Source organism: Burkholderia sp. Ac-20384 (genome assembly GCF_017104605.1).
Taxonomy (GTDB): Bacteria; Pseudomonadota; Gammaproteobacteria; order Burkholderiales; family Burkholderiaceae; genus Burkholderia; species Burkholderia lata.
This window is the reverse complement of record NZ_JAAGPE010000178.1, coordinates 1-21,037: the sequence shown is the minus strand read 5'-3', so window position 1 is coordinate 21,037 and position 21,037 is coordinate 1. Positions and strand designations below refer to the sequence as shown.

Sequence of the window (21,037 nt, the reverse complement as noted above, 5' to 3'; positions counted from 1 at the left end):
CCGGCCGGCTCGACGCCGCGCCGCTCGCGGGCCACCGGCTGCGCGTGCCGTACGCGCCGCGGCGGATTTTCGCGGCGGCGTCGAATTACTACGAACATGCGCGCGAGATGGGTACCGAGCTTGCGCCGCGCGAGGAAAGTACGCCGTACATGTTCATGAAGGCCGAGACGAGCGTGGTGCCGACGCTCGCCGAGGTCGTGATGCCGCCGCAGGCCGAGCGCGTCGACTGGGAAGTGGAGCTGGCCGTCGTGATCGGCAAGCCGGGCCGCCATATCGCGGTGGCCGACGCGTTCGACTACGTGGCCGGCTACACGATCCTGAACGACGTGAGCGCGCGCGACCTGAATCGCCGCACCGACTATCCGTTCAAGCACGACTGGTTTCGCGGCAAGAGTTTCGATACCTTCGGTCCGCTCGGGCCCTGGCTCGTGCCGCGCGCGTGCATCGCCGAACCGCAGAACCTGCGGATGCGGCTCGCGGTGAACGGCGAAACGATGCAGGACGGCAATACCGGCGAGATGATCTTCAGTATTGCGGAGCAGATTCAATACCTGTCGTCGATCCTGACGCTGCAGCCCGGCGACCTGATCGCGACCGGCACGCCGACGGGCGTCGGCATGGGGCGCGGCATCTATCTGCAGCCGGGCGACGTGATGGTCGCGTCGATCGACGGCATCGGCTCGATCGAAAACCCGCTGGTGCGCGGTTAAGCGGCGCGCGCCGCGCGCCGCGCGCCGCGCCGGCCCGAAGGCGAACCCGAACTCGAACTCGACAAAGACAGGAGGAGGACATGTTTGAGCGTATCCAGGCGCTGGCGCGCGGCGCGGTGCTGGCCGCAAGCCTGTGCGCCGCGGCGTCGGCTGCCCACGCGGCCGACGCGGTACGGGTCAATCTCGCGTGGCTGCCGCAGGGCAGCACCGGCGGGATCCTGGTCGCGCAGGCGAAGGGCTTCTACAAGGACGCCGGCCTCGACGTGACGGTCCAGCGCGGCTATGGCGGCCAGCGGACCGTCAACGAGGTCGACGAAGGGCTGTTCGAGTTCGGCTACGGCGATCCGGTGAGCGTGATCCTGAATCGCGCGCACGGCGGCCACACGGTGCTGGTCGGCGCGATCAACACGCGCTGGCCGGGCGCGATGTGCTACCTGGAGCGGCCCGGTTTCCGGCCCGCGTCGCTGAAGGATCTCGCGGGGCTGTCGCTCGGCGGCGGCAATGCGTCGGCGGTGCAGAACATCGTGCCCGCGTGGCTGAAGCAGAACGGGATGGCGCCCGACGCGATCCGCCTCGTGCGGCTCGATCCGGCCGTGATCAACACCGCGCTGCTGCAGAAGCGCATCGACCTGTCCGAATGCTGGGAAGGCGCGAGCCTGCCCGTGCAGGCCGCGTTCGCGCGGCGCGCGGGGCAGAAGCTCGGCAAGGTCACGTATCGCGATCTCGGGCTCGACATGACCGGTAGCGGGATCGTGACGACCGACGCGTACGCCGCGCAGCATCCGGACGTCGTCAAGCGCTTCGTCGCTGCGACGTATCGCGGCTATGCGCTGATGCGCGACAAGCCGCAGGACGCGGTCGACGCGATCGTCGCGCGCAATCCGCTGCTCGACCGCACGATCCTGCGCGAGCAGATCGACGAGACCAATGCGCTGATTACCGACGATGCGGCCGGCCACCGGCTCGGCTGGCTGCGGCCCGAACGCATCGACGCGACGCTCGGCTTCGTGTCACGCGCGTTCGCGCTCGGTTCGAAGGTCAAGGCCGACAGCCTCTACACCAATCGCTTCGTCGACTAACCCGATCGGGATCGCGGCGACGGCAGCGCGCCGCCGCCGGCGGTCCAACCCGGCCTGCGCGGCGCGCGGGCACACAGGAGAACGGTAATGAACAGCTTGCGTCCCAGGCGGCTCGGACACATGGTGCTGATGGTGCGGGATATCCATCGGTCTGCGAAGTTCTATACGGAAGTGATGGGCCTGAAGGTGTCCGACTGGATCGGCGACCAGATGGTGTTCCTGCGCGCGGGCACCGATCACCACGATCTCGCGCTCGCGCAGTTGCCGAAGGATTCGCCCGATTTCGACGACCTGCCGCGCTATTCGCGCCCGGGCCTCGAACATTTCTCGTACCTGGTCGACAGCATCGAGGAGATGGAGCGCTCGGTGAAGGTGCTGCAGTCGCACGGTGTCGAGATCGTGCGCGGCATCGGGCGGCACGGGCCCGGCGACAATTTCTTCCTGGTGTTCAAGGACCCGGACGGCAACAACGTCGAGGTGTACTGCGCGATGGAGCAGATCGGCGAACGCGATCCGCGCGAGCCGCAGGTGTGGGAGCGCACGGTCGAATCGTTCGACCAGTACCGCTTCGCACGCTTCGTCGTGCCGCCGCCGCCACATCTCGTCGCGGAGAAGTCGCGCGGCAACGCGCCGGCTGCTGCTTCGGACGACGATGCGGATGCGGATGCGGGTGCACAGCGCGATGCGCCGCAAGGAGACCCGGCATGAAGCGGCTGATCGAGACGGTCGCGTTCTGGGCGATCGTCGGCGTCGCATGGGAGGTCGGCGTGCGCTGGACCGGCACGCGCGAGTACGTGCTGCCGTCGCTGTCGTCGGTGCTCGCGGCCGGCTGGGAGATGCGCGCGCAACTGCTGGCCGACACGCTGACGACCGCCTGGGAAGTGTTCGCGGGCTTCGCGCTGGCGGTGGCCGGCGGCCTCGCGATCGGGCTGCTCGCGAGCGCGTCGCATCTCGTGCGGCGCACGCTGCTGCCGTTCGTGACCGCGCTGCAGAGCATGCCGAAGATCGCGCTCGCGCCGTTGCTGATCGTCTGGTTCGGCTACGGTTTCGCGTCGAAGCTCGCGGCGGCCGTGCTGTTCGCGTTCTTCCCGATCGTGGTCGCGACGATGGGCGGCCTCGCGGGCGTGCCGCGCCATCTCGACGAGCACTTCCGTGCGCTCGGCGCATCGGCGGCGCACACGTTCTGGCACCTGCGCCTGCCCGCCGCGCTGCCGGCGCTGATGGACGGCCTGAAGATCGCGATGCCGCTCGCGGTGATCGGCGCGATCGTCGGCGAGTTCATCGGCGCGGAAGCGGGGCTCGGGCACCTGATCGTGTTCGCGACGTCGAATGCGCAAACGCCGCTGTGCTTCGCGGCGATCCTGATGGTGACCGCGCTCGCGATGCTGTTCTACGGCGCGGTCGAGCTGGTTTCGCGTGCAGTCTGGTGGAGAGGAGTCACGGCCTGATGACGATCGTCAATCTCGCGCGCCCGGTGCGGCGCGCTTCCGTTTCCGAAGGCGCGACGTCGGCGCCCGCGCAGGATGGCGCCCGCGCGGACGCACTGATCGCCGTCGAGCAGGCCGGCAAGCGCTTCGCCGCGCGCGGCGGCGCCGAGGCGTTCAACGCGCTCGACCAGGTGTCGATGTGCGTGCAACCCCGCGAGTTCGTGTCGATCCTCGGACCGAGCGGCTGCGGCAAGAGCACGCTGCTGCGGATGGTCGCGGGGCTCGTGCCGTGCGATGCCGGGTCGATCCGCGTCGGCGGCACGCCGGTGGCCGGCCCGCATCCCGACATCGGCGTCGTGTTCCAGACCAGCAACATGCTGCCGTGGCTGACCGTCGGCGCGAACATCCGGCTCGGCGCGAAATTGCGCAACCTGCCGCGCGCGCACGTCGACGCACGGCTGCCCGCGCTGCTCGACACGCTCGGCCTCACGCAGTTCGTCGACCGCTATCCGCACGAGCTGTCGGGCGGGATGCGGCAGCGCGCGGCGATCGGCCAGATCCTGCTGCTGGCGCCGCGCGTGATGCTGATGGACGAGCCGTTCGGCGCGCTCGATGCGCTCACGCGCGACCGGCTCAACGTCGAGCTGCTGCGCATCTGGCAGCAGAGCACGCTGACGGTGCTGCTCGTCACGCACAGCATTCACGAGGCGGTGTTCCTGTCGGATCGCGTGCTCGTGATGTCGGCGCGCCCGGGGCGCGTGCTGCACGACGTGAGGATCGACCTGCCGCGGCCGCGCCAGCCCGACGAGATCAAGCGCGATCCGCGTTATGGCGAGTATGTGGCGGAGCTGTCCGCGATGATGGGCGTCTACTGATACAAAGGCGAACGCAAGGGCGGGTGCCGTACGGGCCGTGCATCTCCCGATGCGCGCCGACCGTAAAGTTGCTAAGGTCCGGCATCCCCCTTTCGACGACGAAGCAGACATGGACGCGAATCCGCTCAGCGAGATCTCCCTGATCCGCCGGCTCAAGCTGAACCAGTTGATGATTTTCGAGCGCGTGCTGGAAACGCGCTCGGTGGTGCGTGCGGCCAACGAGATGCGGCTCACGCAGCCGGCCGTGACGAAGGTGATCCATGAGCTCGAATCGTGCTTCGACGGCGCGCTGTTCTCGCGCTCGAATCGCGGCGTGGTGCCGACCGAGCTCGGCCTGCTGCTCGGGCGGCGCGTGAAATCGCTGATGGCCGAGCTGCGCTACATGACCGACGAACTGAACGATTTCCGGCTCGGCACGAGCGGGCATGTGATCGTCGGCACGCTGATCTCGGCATCCGCACGCCTGCTGCCGCGCGCGATCGCGATGCTGAAAGCACGCACGCCGCAGGTGCTCGTAACTGTGCGCGAAGGCACGACCGCGCACCTGTTCCCGGCGCTGGCCACCGGCGATCTCGACATCGTCGTCGGCCGGCTGCCCGAGCGCGAGCTGCCGATCGCAAGCGCGTTCCCGCTCACGCACGAGGCGCTGTTCGACGAGTCGATGTGCGCGGTGGTCGGCAATGGCTACGGCCCCGTGCCCGATCCTGCGCCGTCGCTGCGCGAACTGGTCGACGCGCCGTGGATCCTGCCGACGCCCGATTCGCCGTCGCGGCTTGCGGCCGAGCACCTGTTCCGTGCGGCCGGATTGCCGTTGCCCACCGACATCGTCGAATCGCTGTCGTTGCTCACCAATATCGGGCTGCTGCTCGACACGCCGCGCATCGCGCTGATGCCGCGCGTCGCCGCGCGGCAGTTCGCGCAGGCCGGGCTGCTGCGCATGCTCGACCTGCCCGAAACGGGCGCGTTCGGTACGGTCGGGTTCTCGGTGCGCTCGAACAAGGAGCAGAGCGCCGCGTGCCGCGCGTTCATCGAATGCCTGAAGGAAGCGGTGCAGGAGCACGAGCCGGGTAACTGAGTACCGGCCGGAAACCCTTTCTGAGCAAGGCTCTCGCGGGTATTCCGGTTTAGCATAGCCAGCGCCGAATGTTTGATTGTCGCTTCTCGCGCGGCTTCCCTAGACTCCTGCTGACAGTCCATACGAGCAGGAGACGCTGTGAATCGAGACACGACTGACGCCGCGCGCACGCCGCGGCTGTTGCGACACTACATCGACGGCGCGTTCGTCGAAACCGCGCGCACGTTCGCGGATACGAGCCCCGTCGACGGCCGCGAAATCGCCCGCGTCTGCGAGGCCGATGAAGCGAGCGTCGACGCCGCGGTGCGTGCGGCACGCGCCGCGCAGGCGGCCGGCTGGCGCGACACGACGCCCGCGCAGCGGGCCGACTGGCTGCACCGGATTGCCGACGGCATCCAGGCACGCTTCGACGATTTCGTCGCGGCCGAAGTGGCCGACACCGGCCGCCCGCTCGCGCAGGCCCGCACGCTCGACATCGCGCGCGGCATCGCCAATTTCCGCACGTTCGCCGACCTGGTCCGCACGGCCGGCGACGACTGCTTCGAATCGCAGACGGCCGACGGCGCGCAGTATCTCAACTACGTGACGCGCAAGCCGCTCGGCGTGGTCGGCATCATCTCGCCGTGGAACCTGCCGCTGCTGCTGTTCACGTGGAAGGTCGCGCCGGCGCTCGCGATGGGCAACTGCGTCGTCGCGAAGCCGTCGGAAGAGACGCCCGGTTCCGCGACGCTGCTCGCCGAAGTGATCGACGCGGTCGGCCTGCCGCGCGGCGTGTTCAACCTCGTGCACGGCCACGGGCCGGCCGCCGCCGGCGAATTCCTCACGCGCCATCCGGGTATCGACGCGATCACGTTCACCGGCGAATCGCGCACGGGCAGCGCGATCATGAAGGCCGTCGCCGACGGCGTGAAGGACATCTCGTTCGAACTCGGCGGCAAGAACGCGGCCGTCGTGTTCGCCGACGCCGATTTCGACGCGGCGGTGGACGGCATCGTCAAGTCGAGCTTCACCAATGCCGGCCAGGTGTGCCTGTGCAGCGAACGCGTGTACGTCGAGCGGCCGATCTTCGAGCGCTTCGTCGCCGCGCTGAAAACGCGCACCGAGGCGCTGCAAGTCGGGGCGCCCGACGATCCTGCGACGACGATGGGGCCGCTGATCTCGCGCGGTCATCGCGACAAGGTGCTGTCGTATTTCCGGCTGGCCGTCGACGAAGGCGCGACGGTCGTGACTGGCGGCGGCGTGCCGGCGTTCGGCGATGCGCGCGACGACGGCGCATTCGTGCAGCCGACCATCTGGACCGGGCTGCCCGACACCGCGCGCTGCGTGACCGAGGAGATCTTCGGGCCCGTGTGCCACGTCGCGCCGTTCGACAGCGAGGACGAAGTGATCCGTCGCGTGAACGACAGCGCGTATGGCCTGGCCGCAAGCGTGTGGACGACGCACCTCGCGCGCGGCCATCGCGTCGCGAAGCGGATCGAGACGGGCATCGTGTGGCTGAACGCGTGGTTCGTGCGCGACCTGCGCACGCCGTTCGGCGGCACCAAGCTGTCGGGCATCGGCCGCGAGGGTGGACGTCACTCGCTCGATTTCTATTCCGAAACCACCAACGTCTGCGTGAGGGTCGCATGAGCATGAGCGAATTCGACCGGAATGCGGTGCAGGCAATTGCCGACACGTTGTGGGCGGCCGAGCGCGACGGCGTGCCGTGCGCGCCGGTGCGCGACGCGATCGCGGCGCTTGGCGGCGATGCGCTCGATGCCGCGTATGCGGTGCAGCGCGCGAACACGGCGCGCAAGCGCGCCGCGGGGCGGCGCCTCGTCGGCCGCAAGATCGGCCTGACGTCGGCGGCCGTGCAGAAGCAGCTCGGCGTCGATCAGCCCGACTTCGGGATGCTGTTCGACGACATGGCGGTGGCCGACGGCGAGGAGATCGCGCTGGCGCGCACGCAGCAGCCGAAAGTCGAGGCGGAGATCGCGCTGGTGCTCGAACGCGACCTGCCGCACGAGCGGCACACGATGGCCGACCTGATCGGCGCGACCGCGTATGCGCTGCCCGCGATCGAGATCGTCGGCAGCCGGATCGCGAACTGGGACATCCGCCTGACCGACACGGTTGCGGACAACGCGTCGAGCGGCCTGTTCGTGCTCGGCAGCCGGCCGGTTGCGCTCGGCGCGTTCGACGCGATCCAGTGCGGGATGGCGATGGAGCGGCGCGGCGAGCCGGTGAGTGTCGGCGCGGGCGCCGCGTGCCTCGGCAATCCGCTGCATGCGGCGCTGTGGCTCGCGAACACGATGGCGCGCGTCGGTGCGCCGCTGCAAGCCGGCGACATCGTGCTGACGGGCGCGCTCGGGCCGATGGTCGGCGTGCAGCCGGGCGACGTGTTCACGGCGCGGATCGAAGGGCTCGGCAGCGTGAGCGCGTATTTCTCCACTCAACCGGAGCGTGAATGATGAAAGACCTCGACAAGCTCGCCGTGGCCATCATCGGCTCCGGCAACATCGGCACCGACCTGATGATCAAGGTGCTGCGCCATGCGAAGCATCTGGACGTCGCCGCGATGGTCGGCATCGACCCGGCCTCCGACGGGCTCGCGCGTGCCGCGCGGCTCGGCGTGGCGACCACCGCCGGCGGGATCGACGGCCTCGTCGCAATGCCCGGATTCGCCGATGTGCGGATCGCGTTCGACGCGACGTCGGCTGGCGCGCATGCGCGCCATGCGGAGGTGCTCGGCCGTCACGGCGTGCAGGTGATCGACCTGACGCCGGCCGCGATCGGGCCGTTCGTCGTGCCGGTGGTCAACCTGTTCGAACATCTCGACGCGCCGAACCTGAACATGGTGACCTGCGGCGGCCAGGCGACGATCCCGATCGTGCACGCGGTATCGCGCGTCGCGCCGGTGCATTACGCGGAAATCGTCGCGTCGATCTCGAGCCGCTCGGCCGGCCCCGGCACGCGCGCGAACATCGACGAATTCACCGAAACGACGTCGAAGGCGATCGAGACGGTCGGCGGCGCCGCGCGCGGCAAGGCGATCATCGTGCTGAACCCGGCCGATCCGCCGCTGATGATGCGCGACACCGTGTACTGCCTGACCGACGAAGACGCCGACACCGCCGCGATCGAGCATTCGATCCGCACGATGGTCGACGCGGTCGCGAGCTACGTGCCCGGCTACCGGCTCAAGCAGGCCGTCCAGTTCGACCGCTACACGGCCGCGCAGCCGCTTGCGTTCGACGCGGGCGAGCGCCGCGCGGGGCTGAAGGTCAGCGTGTTCCTCGAAGTCGAAGGCGCTGCGCACTATCTGCCGTCGTATGCGGGGAACCTGGACATCATGACGTCGGCCGCGCTCGCGGCCGCCGAACAGATCGCGGCCAGCCGCGTCGCAGCGTGACGGGAGATCGGCGATGACCGACCAGACTAAAAAGATCTATCTATCGGACGTGACGCTGCGCGACGGCATGCATGCGATCCGCCATCAGTATTCGCTCGACAACGCCGTCGCGATTGCACGCGCGCTCGACGACGCGGGCGTCGACAGCATCGAGGTCGCGCACGGCGACGGGCTGTCGGGGTCGAGCTTCAACTACGGCTTCGGCGCGCATACCGACCTGCAGTGGATCGAGGCGGTGGCCGGCACGGTGAAGCGTGCGCAGGTCGCGACGCTGCTGCTGCCGGGCATCGGCACCGTGCACGACCTGCGTGCCGCTTACGACGCCGGCGCGCGCATCGTGCGGATCGCGACGCACTGCACGGAAGCCGACATCTCGAAGCAGCACATCGCGTATGCACGCGAACTCGGGATGGACACCGTCGGCTTCCTGATGATGTCGCACATGACCTCGCCGGACGCGCTCGCGCAACAGGCGAAGCTGATGGAAAGCTACGGCGCGCAGTGCGTGTACGTGGTTGATTCGGGCGGCGCGCTCGGCATGCGTGATGTCGCCGCGCGCTTCGATGCGCTGAAGGCCGTGCTCGACCCGGCCACGCAGACGGGCATGCACGCGCACCACAACCTGTCGCTCGGCGTCGCGAACTCGATCGTCGCGCTCGAGCACGGTTGCGACCGCATCGATGCGTCGCTGACGGGCATGGGCGCAGGGGCCGGCAACGCGCCGCTCGAAGTGTTCGTCGCGGCGGTCGACCGCCTCGGGCTGCATCACGGCTGCGACGTGAAGCAGCTGATCGATGCGGCGGAAGACATCGTGCGCCCGTTGCAGGAGCGCCCGGTGCGGGTGGACCGCGAGACGCTCGCGCTTGGCTACGCGGGCGTGTATTCGAGCTTCCTGCGCCACACCGAAGCGGCCGCCGCGAAATACGGGCTGTCGGCGTTCGACATCATGGTCGAGCTCGGCCGGCGGCGGATGGTCGGCGGGCAGGAGGACATGATCGTCGACGTCGCGCTCGACATGCTGAAGGCACGGGAGGCCGCATGACCGATCTCGACAGGCTGGCCGCCCGCGTCGACGACGCCGCGCGCCACGCGGAGGCGATCGCGCAACTGACGACCGGCACCGCGTTCTCGCTCGACGAGGCTTATGTGATCCAGCGCGCGTCGATCGAGCGCCGCATCGATCGCGGCGAGACGATGGTCGGCGTGAAGCTCGGTTTCACGAGCCGCGCGAAGATGGTCCAGATGGGCGTCGACAGCCTGATCTGGGGCTGGCTCACCGACACGATGCTGGAAGAAGACGGCGGGCACGTCGCGCTCGGGCGCTTCATCCATCCGCGCGTCGAGCCGGAAGTGTGCTTCCTCACGCGCCGCGACATCGACCGGCCGCTGACGCTGCTCGAAGCATCCGGCTACCTGGAAGCCGTCGCGCCGGCGATGGAGATCATCGATTCGCGCTACCGCGATTTCCGCTTCACGCTGGAGGACGTGGTGGCCGACAACTGCTCGTCGGCCGGCCTCACGATCGGCCCGTGGAGCACGCGTTTCGACGGGCTGCGCAATGCGGGCGTCGTGATGCGGATCAACGGCCGCGTGGTCCAGGCCGGCTCGACCGCCGCGATCCTCGGCGATCCGCTGCGCTCGGTCGTGCAGGCGTCGCGGCTGATTGCGGCGAGCGGGCTCGTGTTGCCGGCCGGCTCGCTGATCATGGCCGGCGCCGCGACGGCCGCCGATGCGTTACCTGCCGGCGCACACGTGCACTGCACGGTGCACGGGCTCGGCAGCACCGAATTCACCACCACTCGACCATCATGAGCCAAGACCATTCGATCCAGGGCCGCGTCGTGCCCGGCAAGGCCACGCCGCGCGGCCGCTTTCCGCACATCACGCGTGCGGGCGATTTCCTGTTCGTATCGGGCACCAGTTCGCGGCGGCCCGACAACACGATCGCGGGTGCGTCGGCCGACGCACTCGGCACCGTGCAGCTCGACATCCGCGAGCAGACGCGCACGGTGATCGAGAACATCCGCGACATCCTGCGCAGCGAAGGTGCCGACCTGTCGTCGCTCGTCGAGATCTCGTCGTTCCTCGTGAACATGAACGATTTCGCCGGCTACAACGCGGTGTACGGCGAGTATTTCGACGAAACGGGCCCGACGCGTACGACGGTCGCGGTGCATCAGCTGCCGCATCCGCATCTGTTGATCGAGATGAAGGCGATCGCGTACGCACCGAAAAAATGACATGCGCGGCGAGGGGGCGTTTCACGTCACCCGCCCGGAGGAGACGACCATGCTGAAGTACGGCACCCCGTTCAATTTCTCGCGCTGGATCGACGAGCATGCGCACCTGCTGAAGCCGCCGGTCGGCAACCAGCAGGTGTGGCAGGACAGCGATTTCATCGTGACCGTCGTCGGCGGCCCGAATCATCGCACCGACTATCACGACGATCCGTTCGAGGAATTCTTTTACCAGTTGCGCGGCAATGCGTACCTGCACCTGTGGATCGACGGCAAGCGCGAACGCGTGGACCTGAAGGAAGGCGACATGTTCCTGCTGCCGCCGCACGTGCGGCATTCGCCGCAGCGCCCCGAGGCCGGCAGCGCGTGCCTCGTGATCGAGCGCCAGCGTCCGGCGGGCATCGTCGACGGGTTCGAGTGGTACTGCGACGCGTGCGGGCATCTCGTCCATCGCGTCGAGGTGCAGCTCAAGAGCATCGTCGACGACTTGCCGCCGCTGTTCGACGCGTTCTATGCGTCGGACACGTTGCGCCGCTGCGCGCATTGCGGCCACCTGCATCCCGGCAAGGCGGCCTGACCCGCCGCGCCCTTTCACCGACAGAACGACGATGACACTTCGAATCGACATGCATTCGCACTTCTTCCCGCCGATCTCGCGGGAAGAAGCCGCGCGCCTCGACGCGCAGCGCGCGCCGTGGCTGCGCATCGACGCGGACGGCCAGAACGGGATGATCATGACGGGCGAGCGCGCGTTTCGCCCGGTCTACCGCGCGCTGTGGGACCCGGCCGCGCGCCTCGAGGAGATGGACGCGCTCGGCATCGACATCCAGCTGATGTGCGCGACGCCCGTGATGTTCGGCTACGACAGCGCACCGCACGATGCGCACGACTGGGCGATGCGGATGAACGACCGCGCGCTCGAGCTGTGCGCGCATGCGCCCGACCGGATGCTCGCGCTTGCGCAGGTGCCGCTGCAGGACGTCGAGCTCGCGTGCCGCGAAGCGACGCGCGCGCATCGCGCCGGCCATCGCGGCGTGCAGATCGGCAACCATCTCGGGCCGCTCGACCTCGACGACGAACACCTCGTCACGTTCCTCGCGCACTGCGCGAACGACGGCATTCCGGTGCTCGTGCACCCGTGGGACATGATGACCGACGGCCGGATGAAGAAATGGATGCTGCCGTGGCTCGTCGCGATGCCGGCCGAGACGCAGCTGAGCATGGTGTCGCTGATCCTGTCCGGCGCGTTCGAGCGGATTCCGCGCACGCTGAAGCTGTGCTTCGCGCACGGCGGCGGCAGCTTCGCGTTCCTGCTCGGCCGCGTGCAGAACGCATGGGAGCAGCGCGACATCGTGCGCGAGGACTGCCCGCATCCGCCCGTCAGCTATCTCGACCGCTTCCACGTGGACAGCGCGGTATTCGATCGCGGCGCGCTGCGCCTCTTGGTCGACACGATGGGCGAGGACCGCGTGATGCTCGGCTCCGACTATCCGTTCCCGCTGGGCGAGCAACGGATCGGTTCGCTCGTCGAGCAGCATCCCGATCTCTCCGAATCCGCGAAAGCCAAGATCCTCGGCGGCAACGCGCTGCGTTTCTTCGACCTGCCGCCGGCCGCGGCGTCGCGCGCGGCCTGACGCCCCTTACGACGAACCCCATTCAAGAAGGAAACCTGATTTCATGACCACACGCGAACACTGCGCCGCACTCGATGCGGCCGACCCGCTCGCCCACTGCCGTGCGCGCTTCGACCTGCCCGCGGACACGATCTATCTCGACGGCAACTCGCTCGGCGCGATGCCGGCGAACGTGCCGGCGCGCATGCAGCGCGCGCTCCAGCAGGAATGGGCGCACGGGCTGATCCGCTCGTGGAACGACGCCGACTGGTACCCGGCGCCGCAGCGCACCGGCGACAAGATCGCGAAGCTGATCGGCGCGGGCGACGGCGAGGTGATCGTCGCCGATTCGACGTCGGTGAATCTCTTCAAGGTGCTGGTGGCGGCCACGCGGATGCGGCCGGGGCGCCGCGTGATCCTCGCGGAGCGCACCAATTTCCCGACCGACGTCTATATCGCGGCGAGCGTCGCCGAGATGACCGGTTGCGAGCTGCGCTGCGTCGATCCGGACGACATCGTCGCGGCGATCGACGACAGCGTCGCGGTCGTGTCGCTGACGCACGTGAACTACAAGAGCGGCAAGCGCTACGACATGGCGGCCGTCACGCGCCACGCGCACGAGGCCGGCGCGCTGAGCGTGTGGGATCTGTGCCACTCGGCCGGCGCGATGCCGATCGGGCTGAACGCGTGCGACGCGGACTTCGCGGTCGGGTGCGGCTACAAGTACCTGAACGGCGGGCCGGGCGCACCGGCCTACGTGTTCGTCGCGTCGCGGCATCTCGCGAGCGTGCGGCAGCCGCTGACGGGCTGGCACGGCCATGCGAAGCCGTTCGACTTCACGCATGACTACGCGCCGCATCCGGCGATCGACCGGATGCTGACGGGCACCGCGCCGCAGCTCGGCGTGATCGCGCTCGAAGCGGCGCTGGACGCATTCGACGGCGTCGATCTCGATGTGCTGCGCGACAAGAGCGTCGCGCTCGGCGACCTGTTCATCGCGCTCGTCGACCAGGAACTCGCGGGCCTCGGCTTCACGCTCGCGTCGCCGCGCGATGCCGCGCAGCGCGGCAGCCAGGTGTCGCTCGCGCACGAGCAGGGCTACGCGATCGTGCAGGCGCTGATCGCGCGCAACATGATCGGCGACTTCCGCGCGCCCGACATCCTGCGCTTCGGCTTCGCGCCGCTGTACGTGCGCTACGTCGACGTGTGGGACACGATCGCCGCGCTGAAGGACGTGGTGACGAGCGGTGCATGGAACACCGACGCATTCCTCGCGCGCAAGTCGGTGACCTGACGGCCCGCGCAATCCGGCACGCGATACAACGCAGTACGGCGCAACACGACGCAACAAAACGAGATCGGACGACGTTCCGCACCACGCGGGGCGCGTGCGACGAAGGAGACACGGCATGAACCAGCGGCAGGGATTCGACGCGATCGTCGAACGTGAGAAGGGGTTGCATCGCGGGCTGTCCACCGGGCAGCTGTCGATGATCGCGATCGGCGGCGCGATCGGGACGGGGCTGTTCCTCGGCAGCGGCTTCGCGATCGGCTTCGCCGGGCCGAGCGTGCTCGTCAGCTATGCGATCGGCGCGCTGATCGCGCTGCTGCTGATGGGCTGCCTCGCCGAGATGACGGTCGCGCACCCGACGTCGGGCTCGTTCGGCGCGTATGCCGAGCACTACGTGAGCCCGTGGGCCGGCTTTCTCGTGCGCTACGCGTACTGGGCGTCGATCGTGTTCGCGGTCGGCACCGAGGTGACGGCGATCGCCGTGTACATGAAGTACTGGTTTCCGGCCGTGCCGGGCTGGTACTGGATCGTCGGCTTCTCGGCCGCGCTGATCGGCATCAACCTGGTCAGCGTGAAGGTGTTCGGCGCGGTCGAGTACGTGTTCTCGATGCTGAAGATCGCCGCGATCGTCGCGTTCATCGCGCTCGGTGCGGTGGTCGTGTTCGGTGCGCCGGCGGGCTCCGGCATCGGCTTCGCGAACTACACGGCGCACGGCGGCTTCTTTCCGAAGGGCGTGTGGGGGATGTGGGTCGCGGTGATCGTGTCGATCTTCAGCTACCTGAGCATCGAGATGATCGCGGTCGCGGCCGGCGAGGCGCGCGACCCGCACCAGGCGATCACGCGCGCGTTCCGCGCGACGATGGTGCGCCTCGTGTTCTTCTACCTGCTGACGCTCGCGCTGATGCTGGCGATCGTCCCGTGGACGGCGGCCGGCGCCGACGAAAGCCCGTTCGTGAAGGTGATGGCCGCGACGCACGTGCCGGGCGCGGCCGGCGTGATCAACTTCGTGATCCTGGTGGCCGCGCTGTCGGCGATGAACAGCCAGCTCTACATCACGACGCGAATGATGTTCAGCCTGTCGCGCGCCGGCTACGCGCCGAAGGCGCTCGGCCGGCTGACGGGCCACGGCGTGCCGGCGGCGGCGCTCGGCCTGTCCGCGATCGGGATCGCGCTCGCGACCGTGCTGAACGTGCTGTATCCGGACACGTCGTTCGTGATGATGATGTCGGTGTCGATGTTCGGTGCGATGTTCACGTGGCTGATGATCTTCGTCACGCACCTGTTCTTCCGCCGGCACCACCGCGGCCAGGCGCTCGCGTTCCGGATGTGGGGCTTCCCGGTCACGTCGCTGCTCGGCGCCGCGCTGATGTTCGCGGCGCTGGTGACGACGTACTTCACACGCGAGTTCCGGATGACGCTGTTCTGCGGCGTGCCGTTCATGATCGTGCTGTCTGTCGTCTATGCGGTGTGGTATCGCGGCAAGGCCGCTGAGCCGGCCGCCGGGCGCGAGGGCGTTCACGTGCCGGGGCAGTGACGGAGTACAGGGCGAGCCGCGCTCCCGGCGGCGCCTCCCGGCCGCAGCCGCACGCGGCGATGTCCGATCGCGCGTGAAGTTGGTACGATCGCCCGTATCGTTCACGCCGGCGTCGCAAGCCGCCGGCCATCGGTCGCGCGGCCGTCCGGCAGCGCGGCCCCGTTCGGGAGAAGCGGTTCATGCTGCAGGCGTTCGCGGTCTTGCTGATCTTCCAGTGTCTCGGGGAAGGCGTGTCCTACCTGTTCGGCCTGCCGGTGCCGGGCCCGGTGATCGGCATGCTGCTGCTGTTCGGCTTCGTGATGCTGCGCCCTCAGGTGGCCGACGCGATCGAGCCGACCGCGCTCGAGCTGCTGCGCCACCTGTCGCTGCTGTTCGTGCCGGCCGGCGTCGGGATCATGGTGTCGGCCGACCGCGTGCGCGGCGATGCGGTTGCGGTCGTCGTCGCGCTGGCCGTCAGCACCACGCTCGCGATCGCGGTGACCGCGCTCGTCACGCGTGCGCTGCTGCGCCGCCAGCGGCGCGCGGGCGGTGCTGCGGAGGGCACGCGATGACGGCCCTCCCGAAGCTCGGCGCGATCTGGGTCTATCTCGCCGCGACCCCGCTGCTCGGCCTGACCATCACGCTGGTCGCCTATCTGCTCGCGCAGGCCGTCTATGCACGGGCCCGCTTCAACCCGCTCGCGAACCCGGTGCTGATCGCGGTCGCGCTGATCGTCGTGCTGCTGACGCTCACCCATACGCCGTATCCGACGTACTTCGAAGGCGCGCAGTTCGTCCACTTCCTGCTCGGCCCCGCGACCGTCGCGCTCGCGCTGCCGCTGTACCGCCAGTGGTCGAAGCTGCGCCGCGCCGCGGTGCCGCTGCTGGTCGGCCTGCTGGCGGGCTCGCTGACCGCGATCGTGTCGGCGGTCGGCATCGCTGCGCTGTTCGGCGCGTCGCACCAGACGATCGCATCGCTCGCGCCGAAATCGGCGACGACACCGATCGCGATGGCCGTCGCGGCCGAAATCGGCGGGATTCCGTCGCTCACCGCAGTGCTCGTGATCTCCACCGGGATTTTCGGGGCGGTGTGCGCGCGCGGGATCCTCAATGTGCTGCGGGTCGACGAACCGGCCGTGCGCGGGTTCGCGCTCGGCGTCGCGTCGCACGGGATCGGCACCGCGCGCGCGTTCCAGGTCAGCGAGGAGGCCGGCGCGTTCGCCGGGCTCGGGATGGGGCTGAACGGCGTGCTGACGGCCTTCGTCGTGCCGGTCCTGCTGCCGGTGCTGTCGCGCTGGGTCTGAGCGCCGGCCGGGCGGGGCCGGGCCGGGTTATCGGTTTCCCTGATGGCGCCGGTGCGGCACCGAAACGACGGCGCGCGCGGTACGCATGTATCGTGGCCGTTATCGGGAGAATTCAGGAACGCACACGGACAACTGAATACTGATCGGCTAACGTTGCATCGGCGCCGTTGCCGCAAGCGGTCGTGTGCGCGCAGGTGTCCGACCCACAACCAACAATCGACAAGGAGATCCGGCCATGAAGCAGTCTCGCGTGGTATCGGTGGCAGTAGCAGTAACGGCGTCGTTCGGTCTGCTGTTGACCGCCGCGCCGGCGGCATACGCGCAGGATCCGGCGTCCGCGCCGACGCAGAAGCAGGTCGACAAGGCGCAGAAGAAGGCAGCCCGCAAGGCCGCCCGGGCGCGGCACGCGTCGGACCTGAAGGCGATCGGCACGGGCAGCGGCTACCGGTTGACCAACGACCAGAGCAACTATCCGCAGAACGCCACGCAGAAGGCGCCCGCGACGAAGGCGGCGCCGGCCGCCCCGGCATCGGGCCAGTAACGGCCGGAACCCGGGCACAGCGCAAACGGCGCCGGATCGACCGGCGCCGTTTGCGTGTGTGCGGGGCTGCCCGAACTGGCGGGCCGCCGCGTTACGACGCGAGCTTGCTCGCGATTTCCGCGACGTGCTTGCCCTGGTAGCGCGCGATGTCGAGCTCGTTCGCGCTCGGCTGGCGGCTACCGTCCGCGCCGGCGAGCGTGGTCGCGCCGTACGGCGTGCCGCCGGTGATTTCGTTCATGTTGACGAGGCCGCTGCACGCATACGGCACGCCCACGATCACCATCCCGTGGTGCAGCAGCGTCGTGTGGAACGACGTGATCGTCGTTTCCTGGCCGCCGTGCTGCGTGCCGGTCGACGCGAACACGCTGCCGATCTTGCCGACGAGCGCGCCCTTCATCCACAGGCCGCCGGTCTGGTCGAGGAAGGTGCGCATCTGGCCGGCCATGTTGCCGAAGCGGGTCGGCGTGCCGAAGATGATCGCATCGTAGTCGGCGAGCTCGTCCACCGTCGCGACCGGGGCAGCCTGGTCGACCTTCACGCCGATCGCGCGGGCCTGGTCGACGGGAATCGTTTCCGGCACGCGCTTGAGCGTGACCTCGACGCCCGCCACCGATTTCGCGCCTTCCGCGATGTGCTGCGCCATCGTCTCGACGTGCCCGTAGGACGAGTAGTAAAGAACGAGTACCTTGGCCATGTTGCGAATCTCCGATTAAAAGGGCCCCGCGTTCAGCGGGGCCCGGTTTCCCGAACGGGCGTCATGCCCACTCGGCCGTTACTTCGACCGGACGCAGGTCGAACACCAGCACTTCGGCATCCTTCCCGTCGGCGAACGTCAGCGCCTGTTCGTCGCGGATGCGCACGCCGTCGCCTTCGCCGAGCGTCACGCCGTTGACCGTCACGCTGCCGCGTGCCACGTGCACGTATGCAAAGCGGTTCGGCGCCAGTTCCAGCGTCGCGCGTTCATCGCCGTCGAACAGGCCCGCGTAGATCCGCGTGTCCTGCCGGATCTTCAGCGAACCGGCGTCGCCGGTCGGCGAGACGACGAGCGCGAGCTTGCCGCGCTTGTCGCCGGCCGTGACATTCGTCTGCTGATAACGCGGCTCGGCACCCTTTTCCGACGGCCCGACCCAGATCTGCAGGAAGTGGACCGGCAGTTCCGGCGAGTGGTTGAACTCGCTGTGACGCACGCCGGTGCCGGCGCTCATCAGCTGCACGTCGCCCGGCACGATCACCGAACCGGTGCCCATCGAGTCCTTGTGTTCCAGCGCGCCGTCGAGCACGTACGACATGATCTCCATGTCACGGTGCGGGTGCGTGCCGAAGCCGCGGCCCGGGGCGACGCGGTCGTCGTTGATCACCAGCAGGTCGGAGAAGCCGACTTGCTTCGGATCGTAGTAATTCGCGAACGAAAACGAATGACGGGAGCTGAGCCAGCCATGCTCCGCACGGCCACGTTGGTTTGCTGCACGGATTTCGATCATGATTTTTGTTCCTCAAGACGCCGGACCTCGGAAGTGGGCCCGGCCGTTCGTTGAGATGAATCTTAGGTCAATCGATTTGACAAATAAATGGCTGTAGAGATAATGACTGTCGCTATGGAGTGGACAATATGGAACTGAACGATCTCAGGATCTTCGTCGCGACGGTCGATGCGGGCAGCTTCACGGCGGCGGCCGACCAGCTGATGCTGTCCAAGCAGTTCGTCAGCCGGCGCACGATGGCGCTGGAGGCGTCGCTCGGCGTGCGGCTGTTGCACCGGAACACGCGCAACCTCGCGGTGACCGAATCGGGGCAGGAGTTCTATGCGCGCGCGCAGCGGATCCTCGCGGAGATCGCCGACGCCGAGCAGGCGATGTCGGTGCGCAGCACCGAGCTGCACGGGTCGCTGAAAATCAGCGCGCCGCTGTCGTTCGGGATCACGCACGTGTCGCCGCTGATCGCGGAATTCCTGTCCGCGCACCCGGCCGTGCGGCTGAACCTCGACCTGACCGACCGCCGCGTCGACCTGATCGGCGAGGGCTTCGACCTGGTGCTGCGGATCGGCTCGCTCGAGGATTCGACGCTGATCGCGCGAGCGCTCGGCGCGTGGCGGATGGTCGCGTGCGCGAGCCCCGCCTACCTGAAGCGGCAGGGCACGCCGCAGACGCCGGCCGATCTCGCCGGCCATACGTGCGTGCTGTACGGGCGCGAGCGGCGCATCGGCTGGGAGTTCCGCGTCGACGGCGCGGCGCGCACGTTCGACGTGCAGGGGCCGCTCGTCGCGAACAACGGCGAAGTGGTGCGCGACGCGGCGATCGCGGGGCTCGGCATCGCGCTGCTGCCGGATTTCATCGTCGGCGGGGCGCTCGACAGCGGCGCGCTGGTGCCGGTGCTCGACGCGTATGCGCCGTCGCCGATCACGCTCAATGCGGTGTTTCCGCAGCATCGGGAAGGGTTCGTCACGCTGCGCACGTTCATCGGGTTTCTCGCGGAGCGGCTCGGCGAGGCTGCGCCGGCGGGGAAGGGCGGGGCGGGACGGGCGCGGTAACGCACGGGGTTGCGGGGAATGAGGCGGTTATTCTCCGCAGAATTTGCGGAGAATATTGAGTCGTGCGGTGAATCGGTGGGATAATCTCCGCATCATGAGCGGAGATTACACCTACATCTGGGAGTCGGCCGACTGGCCCGCGTGGCGCTTCGACCTCCCGGCACTGGCGACGCCACTCGCCGACGTCAGCCGTGCGCAAGGCATGCTGGCCGGGCGGCTGGCGGATGTCGGCCTGGCGTTGCGCGACGAGGCCAGCCTGGCTGCGCTGACGGAAGACGTCGTCAAGACCAGCGCGATCGAGGGCGAAAGCCTGAACGTCGCATCGGTCCGGTCGTCGATCGCGCGTCGGCTCGGCGTCGATATCGGTGCGCTGGCGCCGGTCGATCGTCACGTCGAGGGCGTGGTCGACATGGTGCTGGACGCGACGACCCATGCGGCGGCACCGGTCACGGACGCCCGTCTGTTCGGGTGGCATGCGGCGCTGTTCCCGACCGGCTACTCGGGGATGGCGCGGATCACGGTCGGCGGCTGGCGCACGGATGCCACCGGGCCGATGCAGGTCGTGTCCGGGCCGATCGGCCGGCAGCGCGTACATTTCGAGGCGCCGCCCGCCGCGCGCCTCGCCGGCGAGATCGGGCGCTTTCTCGCGTGGCTCAATGCCGCACCGGTCGAGCCCTTGCTGATCCGCGCCGGCCTGGCGCACCTGTGGTTCGTCACGCTCCACCCGTTCGACGACGGCAATGGCCGGATTGCGCGCGCGCTCGGCGATCTGGTCCTCGCGCGCGCCGACCGCAGTCCGCAGCGCTTCTACAGCCTGTCGGCGCAAATCCAGCGCGAGCGCAACGCGTATTACGACGTGCTGGAGCGGACGCAGCGCGGCTCGCTCGACGTCACGGAATGGCTCGCGTGGTTCCTGACCGCGCTCGGCCGGGCCATCGATCACGCGCACACGACGCTCGACGCGGTGCTGGTCAAGGCGCGCTTCTGGCAGCGCTGTGCGGGCTTCGCGATGAACGCACGCCAGGTGAAGGTGATGAATCGCCTGCTCGACGGCTTCGAGGGGAAACTGACTTCCACCAAGTGGGCGGCGCTGGCGAAGTGCTCGCAAGACACCGCGCTGCGGGACATCACCGAGCTCGTCGAGCATGGCGTGCTGCGTCGATCGTCGTCCGGCGGGCGGAGCACGAGTTATGAGCTGATGCCGTTCGACGGCTGACGCCGGCTCGGGTCATGACCGGCAAGCGTCGAGCGCGACGGAGCGGGGGCGCGTTGCCGCGTCGATCGTTGCCGCGTTGACCGGGCGGCACCGAGTAGCCCCGGGCGGCACCGACCAGCACCGCGCAGCCCCGAGCGGCACCGAGCAGAACCGCGCAGCCCCGAGCCGCACCGAGCCGCACCGCGCGGCACCGAGCGGCACCGCGCCGCACCGGGCGGCACCGGGCGGCACCGACTCGC

The 21,037-nt window shown here is 68.8% G+C and carries 23 protein-coding genes; 21 read left to right on the top strand and 2 right to left on the bottom strand.

Annotated features, from left to right (window positions below; all coding sequences use genetic code 11):
- From G3O00_RS27105 to G3O00_RS27015, 19 genes are all read left to right on the top strand, one after another.
- Window positions 1-710: fumarylacetoacetate hydrolase family protein (locus G3O00_RS27105; protein ID WP_206144860.1), on the top strand; the 710-nt coding region annotated here is incomplete at its 5' end.
- An 80-nt stretch (window positions 711-790) separates the two neighbouring features.
- Window positions 791-1,789: an ABC transporter substrate-binding protein gene (locus G3O00_RS27100; RefSeq protein ID WP_206144859.1), complete on the top strand. Its 999-nt coding sequence runs from the start codon at window positions 791-793 to the stop codon at window positions 1,787-1,789.
- A gap of 87 nt (window positions 1,790-1,876) precedes the next feature.
- Entirely contained in the window at window positions 1,877-2,497 is a 621-nt protein-coding gene (locus G3O00_RS27095; protein WP_206144858.1) for a VOC family protein, read from the top strand.
- Window positions 2,494-3,237, top strand: coding sequence for an ABC transporter permease (locus G3O00_RS27090; RefSeq protein WP_174928979.1), 744 nt, complete (start codon window positions 2,494-2,496; stop codon window positions 3,235-3,237). Before G3O00_RS27095 ends, G3O00_RS27090 begins: the two co-directional genes overlap by 4 nt.
- Window positions 3,237-4,091, top strand: a complete 855-nt coding sequence (locus G3O00_RS27085; protein ID WP_174928980.1) for an ABC transporter ATP-binding protein — start codon at window positions 3,237-3,239, stop codon at window positions 4,089-4,091. Before G3O00_RS27090 ends, G3O00_RS27085 begins: the two co-directional genes overlap by 1 nt.
- Before the next feature lie 109 nt (window positions 4,092-4,200).
- Window positions 4,201-5,166 (top strand): LysR substrate-binding domain-containing protein, encoded by a 966-nt coding sequence (locus G3O00_RS27080; RefSeq protein WP_174928981.1) that lies wholly within the window; start codon window positions 4,201-4,203, stop codon window positions 5,164-5,166.
- 138 nt (window positions 5,167-5,304) lie between these two features.
- On the top strand, window positions 5,305-6,795 hold the full coding sequence (locus G3O00_RS27075; RefSeq protein WP_011350333.1) for a 2-hydroxymuconic semialdehyde dehydrogenase: 1,491 nt from the start codon (window positions 5,305-5,307) through the stop codon (window positions 6,793-6,795).
- A complete protein-coding gene (locus G3O00_RS27070) occupies window positions 6,792-7,616 on the top strand; it encodes a fumarylacetoacetate hydrolase family protein (protein WP_277399321.1) in 825 nt (274 codons plus the stop codon). Before G3O00_RS27075 ends, G3O00_RS27070 begins: the two co-directional genes overlap by 4 nt.
- Complete coding sequence (locus G3O00_RS27065; RefSeq protein WP_206144857.1) at window positions 7,613-8,557, top strand: acetaldehyde dehydrogenase (acetylating); 945 nt, start codon at window positions 7,613-7,615, stop codon at window positions 8,555-8,557. Before G3O00_RS27070 ends, G3O00_RS27065 begins: the two co-directional genes overlap by 4 nt.
- A gap of 13 nt (window positions 8,558-8,570) precedes the next feature.
- A complete protein-coding gene (dmpG, locus tag G3O00_RS27060; RefSeq protein WP_206144856.1) occupies window positions 8,571-9,599 on the top strand; it encodes a 4-hydroxy-2-oxovalerate aldolase in 1,029 nt (342 codons plus the stop codon).
- On the top strand, window positions 9,596-10,369 hold the full coding sequence (locus G3O00_RS27055) for a fumarylacetoacetate hydrolase family protein (protein ID WP_206144855.1): 774 nt from the start codon (window positions 9,596-9,598) through the stop codon (window positions 10,367-10,369). Before dmpG ends, G3O00_RS27055 begins: the two co-directional genes overlap by 4 nt.
- A complete protein-coding gene (locus G3O00_RS27050; RefSeq protein ID WP_011350328.1) occupies window positions 10,366-10,797 on the top strand; it encodes a RidA family protein in 432 nt (143 codons plus the stop codon). Before G3O00_RS27055 ends, G3O00_RS27050 begins: the two co-directional genes overlap by 4 nt.
- A 49-nt stretch (window positions 10,798-10,846) precedes the next feature.
- Entirely contained in the window at window positions 10,847-11,371 is a 525-nt protein-coding gene (locus G3O00_RS27045; RefSeq protein WP_174949726.1) for a 3-hydroxyanthranilate 3,4-dioxygenase, read from the top strand.
- 31 nt (window positions 11,372-11,402) lie between these two features.
- Window positions 11,403-12,428, top strand: coding sequence for an amidohydrolase family protein (locus tag G3O00_RS27040; RefSeq protein WP_206144854.1), 1,026 nt, complete (start codon window positions 11,403-11,405; stop codon window positions 12,426-12,428).
- A gap of 43 nt (window positions 12,429-12,471) precedes the next feature.
- The gene (gene kynU / locus G3O00_RS27035) at window positions 12,472-13,701 is read left to right on the top strand and encodes a kynureninase (protein ID WP_206144853.1); all 1,230 of its coding nucleotides are present in this window, start codon (window positions 12,472-12,474) and stop codon (window positions 13,699-13,701) included.
- 115 nt (window positions 13,702-13,816) lie between these two features.
- Window positions 13,817-15,232 carry an amino acid permease gene (locus G3O00_RS27030; protein WP_174928988.1) on the top strand — a complete coding sequence of 472 codons (1,416 nt, stop codon included), beginning with the start codon at window positions 13,817-13,819 and terminating at the stop codon, window positions 15,230-15,232.
- Window positions 15,233-15,411: 179 nt separating this feature from the next.
- Window positions 15,412-15,783, top strand: coding sequence for a CidA/LrgA family protein (locus G3O00_RS27025; protein WP_206144852.1), 372 nt, complete (start codon window positions 15,412-15,414; stop codon window positions 15,781-15,783).
- The gene (locus tag G3O00_RS27020; protein ID WP_174928990.1) at window positions 15,780-16,514 is read left to right on the top strand and encodes an LrgB family protein; all 735 of its coding nucleotides are present in this window, start codon (window positions 15,780-15,782) and stop codon (window positions 16,512-16,514) included. Before G3O00_RS27025 ends, G3O00_RS27020 begins: the two co-directional genes overlap by 4 nt.
- A gap of 235 nt (window positions 16,515-16,749) precedes the next feature.
- A complete protein-coding gene (locus G3O00_RS27015) occupies window positions 16,750-17,055 on the top strand; it encodes a hypothetical protein (RefSeq protein ID WP_174928991.1) in 306 nt (101 codons plus the stop codon).
- A 91-nt stretch (window positions 17,056-17,146) separates the two neighbouring features.
- Here the strand turns inward: G3O00_RS27015 and wrbA are convergent, their stop codons facing one another.
- Both wrbA and G3O00_RS27005 read right to left on the bottom strand, forming a co-directional pair.
- A complete protein-coding gene (gene wrbA, locus G3O00_RS27010; RefSeq protein ID WP_039355294.1) occupies window positions 17,147-17,749 on the bottom strand; it encodes an NAD(P)H:quinone oxidoreductase in 603 nt (200 codons plus the stop codon).
- Window positions 17,750-17,810: 61 nt separating this feature from the next.
- A complete protein-coding gene (locus tag G3O00_RS27005) occupies window positions 17,811-18,536 on the bottom strand; it encodes a pirin family protein (protein ID WP_206144851.1) in 726 nt (241 codons plus the stop codon).
- A gap of 128 nt (window positions 18,537-18,664) precedes the next feature.
- Between G3O00_RS27005 and G3O00_RS27000 the strand changes: the two genes are divergently transcribed.
- Window positions 18,665-19,582, top strand: a complete 918-nt coding sequence (locus tag G3O00_RS27000) for a LysR family transcriptional regulator (RefSeq protein ID WP_174928994.1) — start codon at window positions 18,665-18,667, stop codon at window positions 19,580-19,582.
- 94 nt (window positions 19,583-19,676) lie between these two features.
- Window positions 19,677-20,798, top strand: a complete 1,122-nt coding sequence (locus G3O00_RS26995) for a Fic family protein (protein WP_206144850.1) — start codon at window positions 19,677-19,679, stop codon at window positions 20,796-20,798.
- Window positions 20,799-21,037: the final 239 nt, after the last annotated feature.

Excerpts from the sequence above, each read along its gene's own strand:
- G3O00_RS27100 (WP_206144859.1), top strand. The coding sequence starts at position 791 with ATGTTTGAGCGTATCCAGGCGCTGGCGCGCGGCGCGGTGCTGGCCGCA.
- G3O00_RS27095 (WP_206144858.1), top strand. The coding sequence starts at position 1,877 with ATGAACAGCTTGCGTCCCAGGCGGCTCGGACACATGGTGCTGATGGTG.
- G3O00_RS27090 (WP_174928979.1), top strand. The coding sequence starts at position 2,494 with ATGAAGCGGCTGATCGAGACGGTCGCGTTCTGGGCGATCGTCGGCGTC.
- G3O00_RS27085 (WP_174928980.1), top strand. The coding sequence starts at position 3,237 with ATGACGATCGTCAATCTCGCGCGCCCGGTGCGGCGCGCTTCCGTTTCC.
- G3O00_RS27080 (WP_174928981.1), top strand. The coding sequence starts at position 4,201 with ATGGACGCGAATCCGCTCAGCGAGATCTCCCTGATCCGCCGGCTCAAG.
- G3O00_RS27070 (WP_277399321.1), top strand. The coding sequence starts at position 6,792 with ATGAGCATGAGCGAATTCGACCGGAATGCGGTGCAGGCAATTGCCGAC.
- G3O00_RS27065 (WP_206144857.1), top strand. The coding sequence starts at position 7,613 with ATGATGAAAGACCTCGACAAGCTCGCCGTGGCCATCATCGGCTCCGGC.
- dmpG (WP_206144856.1), top strand. The coding sequence starts at position 8,571 with ATGACCGACCAGACTAAAAAGATCTATCTATCGGACGTGACGCTGCGC.
- G3O00_RS27055 (WP_206144855.1), top strand. The coding sequence starts at position 9,596 with ATGACCGATCTCGACAGGCTGGCCGCCCGCGTCGACGACGCCGCGCGC.
- G3O00_RS27050 (WP_011350328.1), top strand. The coding sequence starts at position 10,366 with ATGAGCCAAGACCATTCGATCCAGGGCCGCGTCGTGCCCGGCAAGGCC.
- G3O00_RS27045 (WP_174949726.1), top strand. The coding sequence starts at position 10,847 with ATGCTGAAGTACGGCACCCCGTTCAATTTCTCGCGCTGGATCGACGAG.
- G3O00_RS27040 (WP_206144854.1), top strand. The coding sequence starts at position 11,403 with ATGACACTTCGAATCGACATGCATTCGCACTTCTTCCCGCCGATCTCG.
- kynU (WP_206144853.1), top strand. The coding sequence starts at position 12,472 with ATGACCACACGCGAACACTGCGCCGCACTCGATGCGGCCGACCCGCTC.
- G3O00_RS27030 (WP_174928988.1), top strand. The coding sequence starts at position 13,817 with ATGAACCAGCGGCAGGGATTCGACGCGATCGTCGAACGTGAGAAGGGG.
- G3O00_RS27025 (WP_206144852.1), top strand. The coding sequence starts at position 15,412 with ATGCTGCAGGCGTTCGCGGTCTTGCTGATCTTCCAGTGTCTCGGGGAA.
- G3O00_RS27020 (WP_174928990.1), top strand. The coding sequence starts at position 15,780 with ATGACGGCCCTCCCGAAGCTCGGCGCGATCTGGGTCTATCTCGCCGCG.
- G3O00_RS27015 (WP_174928991.1), top strand. The coding sequence starts at position 16,750 with ATGAAGCAGTCTCGCGTGGTATCGGTGGCAGTAGCAGTAACGGCGTCG.
- wrbA (WP_039355294.1), bottom strand. The coding sequence starts at position 17,749 with ATGGCCAAGGTACTCGTTCTTTACTACTCGTCCTACGGGCACGTCGAG.
- G3O00_RS27005 (WP_206144851.1), bottom strand. The coding sequence starts at position 18,536 with ATGATCGAAATCCGTGCAGCAAACCAACGTGGCCGTGCGGAGCATGGC.
- G3O00_RS27000 (WP_174928994.1), top strand. The coding sequence starts at position 18,665 with ATGGAACTGAACGATCTCAGGATCTTCGTCGCGACGGTCGATGCGGGC.
- G3O00_RS26995 (WP_206144850.1), top strand. The coding sequence starts at position 19,677 with ATGAGCGGAGATTACACCTACATCTGGGAGTCGGCCGACTGGCCCGCG.